The organism is Jannaschia seosinensis (assembly GCF_001408515.1).
Classification (GTDB): domain Bacteria; phylum Pseudomonadota; class Alphaproteobacteria; order Rhodobacterales; family Rhodobacteraceae; genus Jannaschia; species Jannaschia seosinensis.
Window position 1 is genome coordinate 1 of sequence record NZ_CYPR01000147.1, and the last position, 15,881, is coordinate 15,881.

11 protein-coding genes and 3 pseudogenes are annotated in these 15,881 nt (G+C 61.7%); 10 read left to right on the forward strand and 4 right to left on the reverse strand.

Annotated features, from left to right (window positions below; translation table 11 throughout):
- The 4 genes and pseudogenes from JSE7799_RS21060 to JSE7799_RS20495 all read left to right on the forward strand — a co-directional run.
- Nucleotides 1-243 (forward strand): annotated as a pseudogene (locus tag JSE7799_RS21060) (IS110 family transposase); the annotation flags it as partial.
- A 403-nt stretch (nucleotides 244-646) separates the two neighbouring features.
- A complete protein-coding gene (locus JSE7799_RS10980) occupies nucleotides 647-1,615 on the forward strand; it encodes a hypothetical protein (protein ID WP_144431662.1) in 969 nt (322 codons plus the stop codon).
- Nucleotides 1,616-1,755: 140 nt separating this feature from the next.
- A complete protein-coding gene (locus tag JSE7799_RS10985; RefSeq protein ID WP_083480485.1) occupies nucleotides 1,756-7,053 on the forward strand; it encodes a glycosyltransferase in 5,298 nt (1,765 codons plus the stop codon).
- Nucleotides 7,054-7,056: 3 nt separating this feature from the next.
- Entirely contained in the window at nucleotides 7,057-7,299 is a 243-nt protein-coding gene (locus JSE7799_RS20495) for a hypothetical protein (RefSeq protein ID WP_144431663.1), read from the forward strand.
- 147 nt (nucleotides 7,300-7,446) lie between these two features.
- On the opposite strand, the gene JSE7799_RS10990 is transcribed toward JSE7799_RS20495, so the two are convergent.
- Both JSE7799_RS10990 and JSE7799_RS10995 read right to left on the reverse strand, forming a co-directional pair.
- Nucleotides 7,447-8,790, reverse strand: a complete 1,344-nt coding sequence (locus tag JSE7799_RS10990) for an IS1380 family transposase (protein ID WP_055663644.1) — start codon at nucleotides 8,788-8,790, stop codon at nucleotides 7,447-7,449.
- A 345-nt stretch (nucleotides 8,791-9,135) separates the two neighbouring features.
- The gene (locus JSE7799_RS10995) at nucleotides 9,136-9,624 is read right to left on the reverse strand and encodes a MarR family winged helix-turn-helix transcriptional regulator (protein ID WP_055663645.1); all 489 of its coding nucleotides are present in this window, start codon (nucleotides 9,622-9,624) and stop codon (nucleotides 9,136-9,138) included.
- A 268-nt stretch (nucleotides 9,625-9,892) separates the two neighbouring features.
- Between JSE7799_RS10995 and ectA the strand changes: the two genes are divergently transcribed.
- From ectA to JSE7799_RS11015, 4 genes are all read left to right on the forward strand, one after another.
- A complete protein-coding gene (gene ectA, locus JSE7799_RS11000) occupies nucleotides 9,893-10,408 on the forward strand; it encodes a diaminobutyrate acetyltransferase (RefSeq protein WP_055663646.1) in 516 nt (171 codons plus the stop codon).
- Nucleotides 10,409-10,454: 46 nt separating this feature from the next.
- Nucleotides 10,455-11,747, forward strand: a complete 1,293-nt coding sequence (gene ectB / locus JSE7799_RS11005) for a diaminobutyrate--2-oxoglutarate transaminase (protein ID WP_055663647.1) — start codon at nucleotides 10,455-10,457, stop codon at nucleotides 11,745-11,747.
- Nucleotides 11,748-11,752: 5 nt separating this feature from the next.
- Nucleotides 11,753-12,136, forward strand: coding sequence for an ectoine synthase (locus JSE7799_RS11010; RefSeq protein ID WP_055663648.1), 384 nt, complete (start codon nucleotides 11,753-11,755; stop codon nucleotides 12,134-12,136).
- A gap of 64 nt (nucleotides 12,137-12,200) precedes the next feature.
- Nucleotides 12,201-13,649 carry an aspartate kinase gene (locus tag JSE7799_RS11015; RefSeq protein ID WP_275934899.1) on the forward strand — a complete coding sequence of 483 codons (1,449 nt, stop codon included), beginning with the start codon at nucleotides 12,201-12,203 and terminating at the stop codon, nucleotides 13,647-13,649.
- Here the strand turns inward: JSE7799_RS11015 and JSE7799_RS19835 are convergent.
- Both JSE7799_RS19835 and JSE7799_RS11020 read right to left on the reverse strand, forming a co-directional pair.
- Nucleotides 13,586-14,158 (reverse strand): transposase, encoded by a 573-nt coding sequence (locus JSE7799_RS19835; RefSeq protein WP_083480487.1) that lies wholly within the window; start codon nucleotides 14,156-14,158, stop codon nucleotides 13,586-13,588. The two genes, JSE7799_RS11015 and JSE7799_RS19835, sit on opposite strands and share 64 nt — an antisense overlap.
- Nucleotides 14,134-14,511, reverse strand: coding sequence for a transposase (locus JSE7799_RS11020; RefSeq protein ID WP_186201915.1), 378 nt, complete (start codon nucleotides 14,509-14,511; stop codon nucleotides 14,134-14,136). Before JSE7799_RS11020 ends, JSE7799_RS19835 begins: the two co-directional genes overlap by 25 nt.
- A 299-nt stretch (nucleotides 14,512-14,810) precedes the next feature.
- On the opposite strand from JSE7799_RS11020, the pseudogene JSE7799_RS19840 reads away from it, so the two are divergent.
- Both JSE7799_RS19840 and JSE7799_RS11030 read left to right on the forward strand, forming a co-directional pair.
- Nucleotides 14,811-15,250 (forward strand): annotated as a pseudogene (locus tag JSE7799_RS19840) (IS5 family transposase); the annotation flags it as partial.
- A gap of 117 nt (nucleotides 15,251-15,367) precedes the next feature.
- A pseudogene (locus tag JSE7799_RS11030) lies at nucleotides 15,368-15,868 on the forward strand (IS21 family transposase); the annotation flags it as partial.
- Nucleotides 15,869-15,881 lie beyond the last annotated feature (13 nt).

Consider the following 15,881-nt stretch of genomic DNA (forward strand, 5'->3'; position numbering starts at 1 on the left):
GATCGGCTCGGACGGGTCTCGAAGATGGGCAACGGTTACCTGCGCCGATTGCTGGTCGTCGGCGCCACCTCGGTGACAAGGCGAGCCGGAACGACCGACACCCGAACCGGAGCCTGGGTCAGATCCCTGCTCGAACGCAAACCCACACGGCTCGTGACCGTAGCGATCGCCAACAAGACCGCACGTACGGCTTGGGCGTTGCTGGCAAAGGAAGAGAATTACAAGGCCGCACCGGCAATTTGAACAACAAAGAGACAGGCGGCGCTCCAAGGGCGCCGCGATGAGATGCAAGGGCAAAAGTGAGTGATGATGATCAAGCAAGACCGCTGCCGGGACACCCCGAGGTACTGTCAGGGCGTCACAGCTCGGTGGTCTGATTGGGACCCGGCAAGCGGACTTCATCAGGGCCAGCGGTCACATGCACCGCGCGCGCAGGCCGGACAAATGACCGCAACCTGCTTCGATCCACGTCACTCGACAAAACCCTTGCAAAACCGGAGCCGTCCACAAATGACACCACCCACCGCCGCTCTCGCCGAGTGGCGTGGTCTTTGCGCAGGATAATGGCCAGGCTCCTTGCCCTTCCTGAGACTGGTTCGTATCAGTTTGACACCACCATCACGCGGAATGTGACAAGTAGGAGCAGATGAGACGACTTCGCCTCCATATCGGGCACGGCAAGACCGGTACAAGCTTTCTTCAGTCGGCATTGGCTCTTTCAGAGGATGTGCTGTCGACGAACGGGATCCATTATCCGGATCTTACGAACAGTTTCCCGGCAGCCCGTGCCGGGCGCATCACGTCGGGCAATGCCCATGTCAACAAGCGCCCGCTCATCCAGTATGCCCGAGAAGGACATGAAACCGCGCCGGAAGGTGCCAGTCTGCTGTTTTCCAATGAGGGGCTTTTTGGCTACTTCAATCGGAATGAAGCGCCCAAGCTGTTGCGCGCCATCATTGCCGAGCAGTTCCGGCCAGATGTGCTGTGTTTCCTCCGCGATCCGCTGGAACACGCCGTTTCCTTGTACCAGCAGACGGTCAAGCGCTCCGGAAACACGCACGAATTCAAGGGTTACCTGAAAAACTACCGGGTTCCCACCGAGGTGCTGCGCATGATGGATATGTGCGAAGACCTTGGCATACCCGTGCGCTTCCACAACTATTCGAACCATCGCAAGACAATCCTAGGCTTGCTCGAGGACTGGCTCGAACTGGAAGACGGTACGCTTGTCGTTCCGGAACGGAGCACCGTCAACCGGTCCATGACCAACGCGGAAATCGCGCTTCAGCTGGAGTTCAATCGCCACCTCGGGAACCAAGCGTCCAAGCTGATCAGCGACCCGCTCTGCGACCAGCTTCCGGATGTGAAATCAGAGTATCCGGCGATCGAAATCGAGGATTTGAAACCGTTCCTTGACCGGATGCGTGAACAGATGGCCCTGGTAAATGCACGGCTGCCGGATGCAGAGCGGTACAACGTTCCAGAAGCAGAAGAGGCGATCGCCGGTTTCAGATCGCCGCACGATTCCGAACTCCTGTCATTTTCCCGCGAACAATTGGCGGTAATCGCCAATTGCATCTGCCGACTCATCGTGAAACTGGAGGCCGAATCGTGAGCTACGGGAAAAACGGAACCAGCCGCGATCTGGAACACGGCCGCCGACAAGTATATCCTCCGGAATCGCCCGCTGCGACTTCGTCGTTCCAGTGTTTCGTGAATTCACGTTCAATGTTGTTCCTCTAGTCCGGACAATTCATGCCTATGCCCCAAACCGATTTGACCACTCCGCTCGAAACCGGAAATCCCACGACCGACAGTCGGCCAGCCACGCTTTACGCGCGTCGCCATCTGACGCTGAATTCATCGCCGAAATCCCTTGAAATCGCGCCCGACCTCAAACTTGAATGGAAGAGCGCAGAGGATATCCTGGAAACGCCGACCGCAAAAGGCATAGATCAGGACGGCGGGATCAACTGTATCAAGGTCGATACCGGCCAGCCGCTCGGATGGGTTCGGCTGTGCTGCGAACTCGAGCAACCGGTCAGGGAAAGCCTTCTGGGCGTGAGGATGCTCATGAGGCTGTCCTCGAAGACCACACAGAATACCGCCATTCGCATGATGCTGTGCGAGACCGATGAAAAAACCGGTCGCAGGCAAGGTATCAGCGACACTTTCTCGAACCTGGATTGCGGGCTCGACACCTGGCAGGAGCTCAAGTGCGTATTCGCCTGCGCGCGGCCGAAGGATGGCAAACGCATCGACGTGATGTTCAACCTGCCGAAGGAATGCGAGATCACGCTGGCGCGGCTGGACTGCCGGTGGATCGACGCGACGCTGTCCGGGGCGCGCCGGGACGCTTTGAAACAACACGGTTTCGAAAAAATTTTTGAAGTCACCGGTGAGGAGCTCGATGAATCCGATTTCGAAATGGCGGCGAAATCGGGCCATTTTGTCGCCGCTGCCGACAAGTCCGGCTTCACGGCGCGCGGCTGGGTGCTGCCGGTTGCCCAGCAATCGTCCGCGGTTGCCCTGGTCGACGGAGAGCCGGTCGACCTGCAACTCGATCGCGGGGCCGAGATTGCCGAAGGGGTCACAGTCGAGTCAGGCTTCAGCTATTCGCTGACGAGTGCCGGCCAGCAAGGGGCCGCCGACGTGGAATTCGCGCTCAAGGATGCGGTGGACTGCCCCTTCGCGTCGGTCAGCGTGCCCCGGTTGCTTTCCCAGCTGACCAACCGTGATGATGAAACCGGCTTCGATTCCAAGTCGATCGAACTTTTCTTCTATCCCGACTACACGGCCACCAATCCCTACCAGACCTTGATGTACAGCCATTTCGAAGGCGCGAAATGGATGCCGGGCGACATCGATGCCGCACTGGAGCGGATGCGCAATGTTTCCGGTCCGGGCAAGGTCGTTCTGCACCTCCATTGGCTCAACCCCCTACTGGCCGGTGCAAAGACCGTGGCCCAGGCAGAGGCCAAACGCATCGCGTTTCGGGACAAGCTGTCCTATTTCGTCAGCCTTGGCGGGGTCGTCCTGTGGACCGTGCATAACGTCGTCTCCCACGATGCGAAGTTCAGGGGCGTGGAACGCGCGCTGGGACAGGATGTGGCGGACCTGGCGGCGAGCATTCATGTCCATTCCGAACGGCTGCTTCCGATTCTCGCCGAGGATTACGATCTGGCGCGCGAGAAGATCCTGATTGAACCGCATCCGAACTATATCGGCCACTATCCGAGCTACGTCGGACGGGAAGACGCCCGCGCGCGGCTGTCGCTGGACTCGGACGCCAAGGTGTTTCTGTTCTTCGGCCAGCTGCGCCCCTACAAGGGGATCGAAAAGCTGGTGAAGTGTTTTCTGGAGCTTCAGAAATCCGAGCCGAACATTCACCTGCTGATCGTCGGAAACCCCGTTTTTCCGTATTCTAAGGGATTGCTGACGCAGAAACACCAAGGCCACCGCAACGTGAGGGTCATCGAGGGCCAGATTGCGGATGCCTCGCTTCAGTGGTATTACAGCGCTTGCGACTGGGTCGTTCTGCCCTACAAGAACATTCTGACGTCGGGGTCATTGCTTCTGGCGATGTCGTTTGCCCGCCCGTGCATCGCCCCGCGCATGGGCATGATCCCGGACGTCCTTGAGGACGGGACCAACGGGTTTTCCTACGATCCGGAGGACGAGGCCGGATTGCTGACTGCAATGAGACAGGCCCTGTCTGTCGAGCCGAAGCGCCTGAAGGCTCTTGGACAGGCGGCGCTGGACACCGTCGCACCGCTGACATGGAAGAGGATGCCGGACTCGCTGCTGAGAGCGATCCGCCAAAGCTATGAATTCCGGGACATCAGTCTGCCTTTCGAGGACGGCTCCCATGACTGCCTGCTCATGGGGCAGGAGTTTCCGCCGAAAAAGATCGCCCGCACTGCGGTCGTCATCCTGAATTTCGAACATATCGACGACGTGTTGCGGCTTGTCGGGACGTTCAAGGACTCGACGAACCAGGACTTCGACATATACGTGGTAGACAACTGCTCTCCCAGCCTGTCGGAATTCGACCTTTACACGCAGCTGCGAAATGTCCATGTCCTGCGCCTGACCGAAAACCTCGGCTATGCGGCCGGCAACAATGCGGCGATGCGTCTGATCAAGGATCTGGACTACGAGTTCATCTGGATCCTGAACCCAGACATGGTGGTTTCGCCGGTGGCACTCGAGCAGCATCTGGAAGCTGCGAAAGCCAATCCGGACACGTCGATCTTCGGACCGGTGATCCTGCCGGGCGGCAACAAGACCCGGGTCGCCTCCGGCGGCTGCATGATTTCGTTCGAGAACGGCGTATCGACCCAGCACATGTATGCCGGCGAGCCTCTAACTGTGCTTCCGAACGAGCCCTACCAGGTGGATTTCGTCACCGGCGCCTCGGTTTTCCTGCGCAAGTCGGTCCTTGATGAGATCGGCTATATCCCCGAGGATTATTTCCTTTATTTCGAGGAAACCAACTGGCTGCTGAACGCCGGGCGCAAGGGGTTCAAGTGCCTGGTCCTGCCGAATGTCAGACTGTCGCACCACAAACGGTCTGAGGAAGGCGGCCTGCCGGCGAAGTACTATTTCTATTACTTCCTGCGCAATTCCATCATCTTTGCGCAGCGTATCTCGAAGCAGAGTCCGAACGCGACGATCAACCGGCTGCGCGCCGGCTTCATCAATGCTTGGCTGAAGAAGATCGGCAACCGCGCGCCAAACAAGCTGGATTTCTACAAGGCATTTGTCGAGCGTGCCCTCGCAGACGGAATTGCGGGCGTTACCGGGCGCATCGACCTGATCGAGTTGGAGTTGGAGTTGTCCCGCACGCAACCCGGTATGCGGCGGCCCGCGCGCGTCAAACATTTCGAAGCCGAAATCGATGAGGACCGCACCCTTTTCGGCAGGATCGAGTATCTCGGCGCGGGGCCGAAGAAAAGCACAGTTTCGATCATCGACGGCGACGAGGTGGTTGCCAATGTGACCACGGAACCGCTCGCAGAGGGCGTTCACGTCTTCAGCGCCACGCTGCCGGCCGAGCACAAGGACGGCCGGAAACGCACCTATCACTTCTATGTCAACGGGCGGCAACTCCCCCAGGCATATACGCGTGTGCTGTTGCCGGTTCCGGAGCCGGAATTTGCCGGCCGCATCGACGGCGTGAACCAGTTCTGCTGCCTAGGCTGGGCCTGCAACAAGTCCGATCCGCGGCATCCGGTCAAGGTCGAGATCCTGCACAAGGACGAGGTGATCGCGCAGGGCCTTGTGAACGATTTCCGGCCCGATCTCGCCCGGCACAACTTGCGTGGCGGGTACGCAGCGTTCAGCCTGCGGATACCTCGGTACTTTTCCAATGGCCAGAAGCACGAGCTTTCGCTGCGCATCGAGGGAGAGGACAAGATCCTCTTTTCGGGGAGTTTCGAGGATAGCAAGATCAACGGCGGAGTTGGGCCAGAAGCCCCGGAAACCGCTCTGGAAAACCTTTTCTATGAGCGTCATTACTGGCTTGCCCGGCACGATCTCGACAGCCTTCCCATCGGCCGCCACATCCATCTGGCCGAGCAGGCGCTGATCCGGAAACACGAGACCGCCGAGCAGGCCGTCAAGGTGAGCGTGGTCATGCCTGTCTTCAACCGGGCCGATTCGGTGCGTGAAGCCATCGATTCGGTCAGGGCTCAGACCTACGCCAACTGGGAACTTCTGGTTGTTGATGACGGCAGCTCGGATGACAGCGTCGACGTCGTTTCGCAACTGATCGAGGAAACCGGGGACGACCGGATCAGGCTGATCCGACTGCCGGAGAACTCCGGCGTGTCGGCGGCACGCAATGCCGGCCTGCGGGAAGCCGGCGGCGAGATCATTGCATATCTGGACAGTGATAATGTCTGGACGCCGAATTTCCTGATGGTCATGGCCGGAGAGCTTTTGGGCCAGCCTGCCGAAGTCGCGGCGGCCTATTGCGGGCAGCGCATCATGCATTGCTGCGGTACGGACGATCATCCGATCAATGAACTGATCGCCATTCGCATCGGCCCGTTCCACATGGCGCTCATGGAAAACCGGAACTTCATCGACCTCAACTGCTATGTCCACCGTCGCGAGATGTTCGAGAAATTCGGCGGCTTCAATGAGGCAATGCGCCGCCTTGTCGATTGGGAGCTGATTCTGCGCTACAGCATGCGTTCGGTTCCGCATTTCGTGCCGGCGCTGCTCAGCAACTACTTCTTCGACAAGGCCGACAACCAGATCACCAAGCTGGAAAACTTCCCGCAAAGCCTGGAACAGCTAAAGCAATCGGCGGCCCGGGCAAAGGCAGAGACAGCGTACAGGTTGGACACGCCCCTGCGCCCGGTCGACGTTGTGCTTCTTGCGACCGAGATGAACGACGAAGATGAGATCGTCACGCGCATTTCGGATGTCGAGGCCTCCCTGCCGGATGGCGTGGACCGGTCCTTCATCGTCTACGTGAACCCGGACCTGTCGGCCGGGGTTGCCAGCAAAGCGTCGCCCTCGGTTGGGCTGCGCGAGGCGGAAAACGAAACCGATGCGCTGGCCGATGCGCTGGAGGCGCGCAGGGACGAGGCCGATCTCGCGGTGCTTTGCAACAACGCGCTCCCGGCGCAAGGGTGGCTTCACGGGTTCAACCGGGCGGTTGCGACCGCCGGCAAGGCGGGCATGTTGATCAGCCGTCATACGGTGACGGGGCACGCGGCGGATGCCGTTGTCCATGCCCCGTTCGCAAGCCGCGATCTCGACGTGTGCATCGCCTTGTCGGCCAAGTCCAAGAACGTGCTGGACCCGAGCTATGACACGCGTGCCAATCTCGTGTCCCTAACCGGGTTCGAGCCGTTCTGCACCTATATCGTCGGTGACTGCGCCGGGGAAATGGCGCTCCCGGAGGATGCGGGGCTCAGCCTGCAGGACGCCTTCAACGAACTGGCCGACTTCACGCGCGCGTACCTTCGCCGGGATGTCGTTTATGCAGGATCGGTTCAGGCCTTCGATATCGAACCCGCAAGCCGCAAGGGAAGGTGAAAGATGGCAGTATGGTTTCCCGAACTCAATTTGCTGTATGTTCTGAATCCTCGGACCGCCAGTTCAGCCACTGCAATGACGCTCAAGCGAAACTTCCAGTGGGCTAATATTCCCAATCAAGATATAGTTGACGAGAACGGACACCATGTCGTGGACGCCAAGCATTCCAGTTTCTCCGAAATCGAGAAGCATGCCTTGATGGAGCCGGAAATTTTCGAAAACGCGCTTAACCCGGATAATTCATGAAGCCGTATTCTTCTGCTTAGGGGGCCGGTTACCTGGGTCTCGGGCTTGTCGCGCGCATCCGACATCGGCGTCCGGTTGGCAGGCCGGCCGGTGACTTGGGTCTTGGGTGGTGTGGATTGATGTTTCGGGGTTGTCGGGGCGCTCGCGTCAGGCTGCTTTCGGTGGGGCGAGGGCGTCGAAGAGAAGGTGGAGAAGTCCCCGTCGCGGGCACGATGCCGGCAGCGTGATGATGATCCGGGTCTTCTTCTCGACGATGGTTGCGGCCAGCTTGACGAGATGCAGGCGCAGGGTGTCGAACTGGGCGCGGCGCCACGGTGAGCGCTTCGGGCAAGCCGCACGGAGCTTCCACCAGAGCCAGTAGGCGCAGCCGTGCAGCATCAGACGCATCTGATTGGCGTTGGCTTTCGAGCACGATGTTCGATCTGCTGCGAGGTGGGCCTTCCACGCCTTGATGTGGTTCTCGGCCTGGCCGCGAGCGGAATAGAGCTTCTCGTAAAGATGCTTGCCGCGGCCGCCCTCGAGATTGGTGACGACGTAGCGGGTGTCCCGCCCCATGGGGCCAACCTCAACGCGGGCGATGACGCGGCGGGATTTCGACCACGACCGAGCCGCGTAGGAGAAGGTTTTGAACCGGCGCAGCTTCTGGCCCGGCGTTCGGGCGTAGCGCGCCGCCGTCGACGCTTCCAGAGCCGAGATGTTCTGCGCCAGACGGCCGTTCTTTGACAAACCAAAGACATAGCGCAGCCCGAGCCTGTCACACAGGTCCAGAACCTGCGGGGTGCAGTAGTGGCTGTCGGCTCGCAGCAGGATTTCTGTCTCGGGCCAATGCCTGGCAATCTGCCGGATCAACCGGCGGATGTGGGCCGCGCTCTCGGCCCCATTGGGGCGGCGGGCCGGGCGCAGCAGTGTCCCGACGAGCCGGCCTTCGCCGTCGAAGACGACGATCGGCTGGAAGCCGAACTCGTCGTAGAACGCATTGAACAGGCGCAGCTGCTGGTGGCCATGCACCGCGTCAAAGGTATCATCGATATCGAGCACGATCCGGCTTGGGGGGCGCGCAAACGAGTGGCAGTAGAACCGGATCATCTCGCGGCCCATGCGGATAAGGGCGCGGGCGTCGGGCAGGTTTTCCATGCGCGAGATCGTCGGCTGCGAACACAAGGCCGGCCCTGTTTCCGGGCCACGCTCCAGCGCGATCCTGAAGCTGGGATCGTTCCGCAGGGCTGCCGCGTCGTTGCCGTCTTCATACCCCGCCGCGATCATCATGATCCGGAACCGGATGATGTCGCTCAGGCTATGCTGAACTTTCGCCGGGTCACGCGGATCGTGCAGGCAATCTGCGAGCCGCTGCGCCAGACCCGCCCTGCGCTCGATCTCGCGCAGCAGGGTCAGTCCGGCGTCGGAGCTCATGTCGGCGCCGTCAAACCCGAGCAGGATCGGCTTGCCATTGAGGGGTGACAGGCGGGGCGTGGAGCACGTAGACTGGGTCATGGCGGAGGTCGTCCTGCTGAAATCTGAATCTTTGGCGTCGATAACCAAAAAATACAGAGTTTCCGACGGTTACGCCACCTCCGCCGCCTTCTCGTGAATTATCCGGGTTAACTGCTGACTGACGAGCGCCATGGGAATAGGCGGCCCGGAGCTGCCATCGAGCAAGGCTCCTGACCGCTGCACCGCGGTACGTCGGATTGGCCTGACACCAACTCATGGACGCTTCCTCGGCATCGGGCAGGCACGCCCGACGGCCTGTTCCAATCGCTCGATGGTCGGGGGCATATTGAGGCCGCCCGCGCAGCGTGCCCGGGACGGAAGGCGCGCGGAGGCGGACTTTTTGCGTCAGTCGCGCGGCGGGTCCGGATTGTGGAACTCGCCGAGGTCGAGATTGGGCGAGGCGTCGATCGAGCCGGCATTTAGCAGCGACGCCACCCGTTCCAGCGCGGCGACGAGCATCGCCTGTTCCCAGTCGGGCAGGCTCTCGAACTGCTTGACGTAGCGGTCGTGGAGCGGGTCGGGAACATCATGGAGCGCCTGCGCTCCGGCCTCGGTCAGGCTGATGTTGGTCTGGCGCCGGTCGGTGGCCGAGCGCTGCCGCTCCACCAACCCTTTGCCGGAAAGCCGATCGAGCAGCGTCGAGACGGTCGCCTGGCTGACGCCCATGCGACTGGAGATTTCCTTGGGCGTGCTCCAGCCCTTCTCCGCCATGATCTGAAGCACCCGCACCTGCACTGCGGTGAGGCCGGCGGCGCGCGCCAACTCCCGGCCGTAGAGTTCGGTGGCGCGCAGGATGCGCCGCAGGGCGATCAGGGAAATGTCGGAGCGTTTCATCGGAGGCTTCGTTCAGCAATTCTGCGCCCGTGCCACAGAGGAAAGAGCATCGCAAGCAGAATCTTTAGCCTATCGAACGGAAATCCGTCGCTTGGCAAAAAATTCCTTCCTAAGCACCACAAGATGCAGGTGTATCCGGAAGGATTTCCGACAGAATACGCAAAATGCTCTCCACCTGATCGCTTTGGTTGTTGAAACATCGCGTGGCTAACTATATGACCATGCGAACGAGGAACAACAGGATCGCCGCACACAGGCGCAGATAGCCATGACCAACGACGACATCACCTTCCGCAAACCCGTTTCGGAGGATGGGGCCGCAATCTGGGAGCTCGTGCGCGCCTGCAAGCCGCTGGACGAGAACTCGATGTACTGCAATCTTATCCAGTGCGATCATTTCGCCGACACCTGCATCCTCGCCGAACTGGCGGGCGAGCCGGTGGGCTGGATCTCGGGCTACATCCGCCCGGACGAGCCGGAGACGCTGTTTGTCTGGCAGGTGGCGGTCTCGGAGTTGGCGCGCGGGCGCGGGCTCGGCTCCAAGATGCTGCGTAACCTGCTGGCGCGGGAGGAATGCGCCGGAGTCTCGCGGATGCAGACCACGATCACCCGAGACAACGAGGCATCCTGGGCGCTCTTCAGTCGTTTCGCCGAGAAGGTGGGCGGCGACCTGGAGGACGAGCCGCACTTCAAGCGCGACGATCACTTCGACGGCGCGCACGCGACAGAACACATGGTCACGATCACGCTGACCGAGGACGGCGAGATGCAGTCGGCCGCCTGACGGCCGATCCCATCGCGCGACATTCATCAAAAATCGAGGTATACTCATGTCGACTGTAGATACAGGCGGTAAAGAGATCTTTTCGAGACGCGAGTCGGAGGCGCGCAGCTACTGCCGCAGCTTCGACGCGGTGTTCACGAAGGCCAGCGGTTCGGTCCTGACGGACCGCGACGGCCGCGACTACATCGACTTTCTGGCGGGTTGCTCGTCGCTGAACTACGGGCACAACGACCCCGACATGAAGTCCGCGCTGGTGGATTACATCACCGCCGACGGCGTCACGCACGGGCTGGACATGTTCACCGAGGCCAAGGCCGCGTTCCTGGAAGCGTTCGAGCGCAACATCCTCGAGCCTCGCGGCATGGATCACAAGGTGATGATGACCGGTCCGACCGGGGCGAACGCGGTCGAGGCCGCGATCAAGTTGGCGCGCAAGATCACCGGGCGGCGCAACGTCATCGCCTTCACCAACGGCTTCCACGGCATGACCATGGGCGCGCTGGCGCTGACCGGCAATGCCGGCAAGCGTGGCGGCGCGGGCGGCAGCACGCTCGCCGATGTCACCCACATGCCCTACGAGGGCGCGATGGACGGCGCGATCGACACGCTGGCCCAGATCGAATGGATGCTGGACAATCCCTCATCGGGGATCGACGCCCCGGCGGCCTTCATCGTGGAGCCGGTGCAGGGCGAAGGCGGTCTGAACGCCGCGTCGAAGGAGTGGATGCAGGGCATCGCCCGCATCGCGAAGGACCGCGGCGCGCTGCTGATCGTGGACGACATCCAGGCCGGCTGTGGCCGGACGGGCACCTATTTCTCGACCGAGGCGTTCGACATCGAGCCCGACATGATCACCCAGGCCAAGAGCTTTTCGGGGATGGGGCTGCCCTTCGCGGCGCTTCTGATCAAGCGCGAGCACGACATCTGGAAGCCGGCGGAGCACAATGGCACCTTCCGCGGCAACAACCATGCCTTCGTCACGGCACGGGTCGCGATCGAGAAGTTCTGGAGCGACGAGAGCTTCGCCAAGGACGTGAACCGCAAGGGCGAGCGCTTGGGCCAGCGTCTCGGCGAGATCGCCGGGCTGGTGCCGGGTGCGAAGCTGAAGGGCCGCGGCATGATGCAGGGCCTCGACGTGGGCTCGGGCGAACTGGCCGCCGCGATCTGCGCGACCTGCTTCAAGAACGGGCTCATCATCGAGACCTCGGGCGCGCATGACGAGGTGGTCAAGGTGCTGGCGCCGTTGACCACTTCGGATGCCCTGATGGACAAGGGGCTCGACATTCTCGAGGCTGCGGTGCGCGAGCACACGGCCGCCACACGGATCGCTGCGGAGTAATTGACATGATCGTTCGCGACTTCAACGACCTCAAGAACACCAACCGTGCGGTCTCGGATGCGCGCTGGACCTCGGTGCGCATGTTGCTGGCCGATGATGGGATGGGCTTTTCCTTTCACATCACCACGCTGGAGGCGGGTTCGGAACACACGTTCCACTACAAGAACCACTTCGAGAGCGTCTATTGCATGGCCGGGCGGGGTTCGATCACCGACTTGGCCACCGGCCAGACGCACGAGATCAAGCCCGGCGTGATGTATGCGCTCGACCAGCACGACCAGCACGTTCTGCGCGCCGAGGAAGAACTGGTGATGGCCTGCTGCTTCAATCCGCCGGTGACCGGCAATGAAGTGCACCAGGCGGATGGTTCCTACGCCGCCGCGGATTGACTTGCGGCGAGCGAGTGGCCGGCGCGGGAGCCGGCCCATACCGAAACAGAACGGGACAGCGATAGTGACCGAGCAACGCAGACACACCGTCGAGAAGATCGGCGGCACTTCGATGAGCCGTTCCGACGAATTGCTGGACACGCTCCTCGTGGGCGGGCGCAGTGGGACGGATCTCTACAACCGCATCTTCGTCGTATCCGCCTATGGCGGCATCACCGACCTGCTGCTGGAGAACAAGAAATCCGGCGAGCCGGGCGTCTATGGCCATTTCGTCAATGCCGACCGCGACCATGGCTGGTCCAACGCGCTGACCCGCGTGGTCGAGGCGATGGTCGCCGCCCATTCGGCGGTTCTCAAGCATCCGGCTGATCTTGCCGACGCGGGCGATTTCGTGCGCGACCGGATCGAGGGCGCACGCTCCTGCCTGATCGATCTCCAGCGCCTCTGCTCCTACGGGCATTTCCGGCTCAATCAGCAGATGCAGTTGATCCGCGAACTTCTGTCCGGCTTGGGTGAAGCGCATTCGGCCTTCTGCACCACGCTGCTGCTGCGCCGGGCCGGCGTTCAGGCGCGGTTCGTTGATCTCAGCGGCTGGCGCGACGAGTGCGAATACGACCTCGACGAACGCATCGCCGCCGGACTGGCCGATGTGGACGTGAGCGCCGAACTGCCGATCGTGACGGGCTATGCCCAGTGCACCGAAGGCCTGATGCGCGAATTCGACCGCGGCTATTCCGAGGTCACGTTCAGCCGCATCGCCGCGCGCACCGGCGCGGGCGAGGCGATCATCCACAAGGAATTCCACCTCAGCTCGGCCGATCCGCGGCTGGTGGGGGCGGAAGCCGTCCGCAAGCTGGGTCACACAAATTACGACGTGGCCGATCAGCTCTCGAATATGGGGATGGAGGCGATCCACCCCAAGGCCGCCAAGACGCTGCGCCAGGCGGGCATCCCGCTGCGCGTAACGAACGCCTTCGAGCCGCACGATCCAGGCACGCTGATCGACGATCAGCCAGCCGAGACGCCGGCGGTCGAGATGATCACCGGCCTCGGCGTTCTGGCGGTCGAACTGTTCGAGCAGGACATGGTAGGCGTGAAGGGTTATGACAGCGCCTTCCTGGAGGTGCTGACCCGCCACCGCGTGCGGATCGTGGCCAAGAGTTCGAACGCCAACACGATCACGCACTACGTCGATGCGCCGCTCAAGGCGGTGCGCCGGGTGGAGCGGGACCTCGCTAGCCTCTATCCCAGCGCGCAGGTCACGGTCCGGCACTTGGCGGTGGTATCGGCGATCGGGCGCGATCTGGTGGGGGTCAAGCCGCTTCTGCGCGGTCTCACCGCGCTCGAGGAGGCCGACATCCAGACCGTGGCGAGCCAGCAGACGGCCCGAGGCGTGGATACGCAGTTCTTCGTGCCGCGCGACGAGATGGAGGAGACGATCAAGGTTCTTCACCGCGCGCTGGTCGAGGAGAAGAGCGACGTCATCGCCCTGACGGCTTCACGCGCCGCCTGATCCGAGTTTTCGGGCAAGGAGGTGACCGCTCGGGCCTTGTTGCAGAAACCTGGCTTGAGGCGGATCGGGCGGCGGCGGGAACGCGCCGTCGCCTGACTGGGCGGAGCCCCGTTGGGTGCGTCGAGATCAGTTCCGAGGCCATTCGCCTTGGCATACTCTTTCTGGCTGTGGATCACATACTGGCTGTCGGCCATGGTCTTTCCCAAGCCCCGGTAGCTCTTGCTTCCATCGGTCATCAGGCTTGTCGTCTCGGGGTCGATCCATTTCAAGAGAACCGGGTCGAGTGTCGCGTTTTTGTCATCGGAAGCGACCCTTGCGCGCGCCTGTCCATCGCGTGAGGCCGCTACGAAGTTCATCGGCTTCCCACTTCCCTTACCGGGCTGATTATAGGCCCATGACAGAGATTTCGGGGCTCCCCCGACATGCGCTTCGTCCACCTCGACGATGTCCTCCAGCGGCAGAAACTCGGCGTTCCGGTGGTCCATCAGCTCCCTGATGGGGTGCCCCATCTTCCACGCGGTCTTCTGTTGATGCCAAGAAAGCGAGCCATGACCACCGACGAGATGCTCTTGCTCGATGTGAGCACGAGGAACATTGCGAAGATCCAGATTCGAAGATCCAACTTGGTGGCGTGAAGAGGCGTCTTCGTGGTGACGGTGAACTGGCCAAGGCACTCAATCTCGCTGCACTGGTAGAGTCCGGCCCGGGCCGTCTCGCCCGCCAACTTGGTCGAGAGCAGGCTGCCGCAAAGCAGACAGTGTCGTCCGCCGACCCAGATGAGGTCTTCGAGAAAGACGCTTGCGTGATGCTCGCCTGGCATCTTGCGCCAGACGTCTTGGATGGATTTGATCTCGTCGATCAAGGCACACCTCGTCAGCAATGTTAGGGAACCGGCGATATTGGCCATACTGGCCCACGACGAAGTCGCCGCACTATTTTCACGCTAGATGGCGCACAAACACTGCGAAAAGGGGAACGATCAGGGACTTGGATTTTTGACTGCTTTTTCTCGTGGATAAGCGGGTAGATTTTATAGCGGTGACTCTCTAGACGGTGTTGACAAAACCCTTCCCCCCTGACGGTTTTGGTGTAAATCGCGCTGCCGGACTATGGTCAGGCGGGTGATGTGATGGCACGAAGACTGATGCGGATGCGGAATGGCTGTTCTTCGGGCCGTTCATCCAGAGGGTGCGAGCCCGCAACGAGCGGCATGGAAGCGATCACCGGCGGGTGCTCGACGGGGTGTTCTGGATCGCGCGGACGGGCTCGCCCTGGCGCAACCTGCCCGAGGAGTTCGGCAAATGGTCGCGTGTCTACCGCCAGTTCCGCCGTCGGACGCTCGCGGGGCTGTGGGGGACGATCCTGGAAGCCCTGAACGAGGGCGCGGCCGAGCGCAATCACCCGCCCGACCGCTTGCAGAGGATCGACAGCACGGTGATCCGTGCGCATCAGCATGCAGCCGGCGCAAAAGGGGGACTCCGCGATAGGGTATTGGCCGCTCAAGAGGTGGCCAGACGACCAAGATCCACCTCCGCACGAACGGCTGGAGCCTGCCGATGCGCACCGATGTGACGCCGGGCCAGACCTCGGACGACAGAGGTGAGAACGGCGGTGCAAAAGTCTGCCACGGTAGCGGCGGGATGAGCCTGCTGCGGGCGGCGTAAAAGTCGTCCACCTTTACCCTCTCTGGCGGCAGGGAGGGCGGGAGGATTTTCACCGTGGACTTGTATCGTAAGGTGCGATTGGCCTGTGCGGAGGGCATGAGCCAGCGGGCGGCGGCGCATCACTTCGGGATTTCGCGCGACAGCGTTCAGAAGATGTTGGCGTTCTCGATTCCTCCAGGATACCGGCGAACGGCGCCCGTGAAGCGGCCGAAGCTGGACGGGCTCACCGGGATCATCGACGGCTGGCTGGATGGCGATCGCGAGGTCCATCGCAAGCAGCGGCACACGGCGAAGCGGTTGTTCGAACGGCTCCGCGATGAGCATGGTTTCACCGGCGGCTATACGATCGTGAAGGACTACATGCGGGAGCGCGAGCGGCGCGGCCGAGAGATGTTCGTGCCGCTGGCGCATCCGCCCGGTCATGCCCAGGCCGACTTTGGCGAGGCGGTGGTCATCATCGACGGCGTCGAGCAGAAGGCGCATTTCTTCGTCATGGACCTGCCGCACAGCGATGCCTGCTTTGTGCGCGCTTATCCCGCGGCGACAGCGGAAGCCTAGATTGATGGCC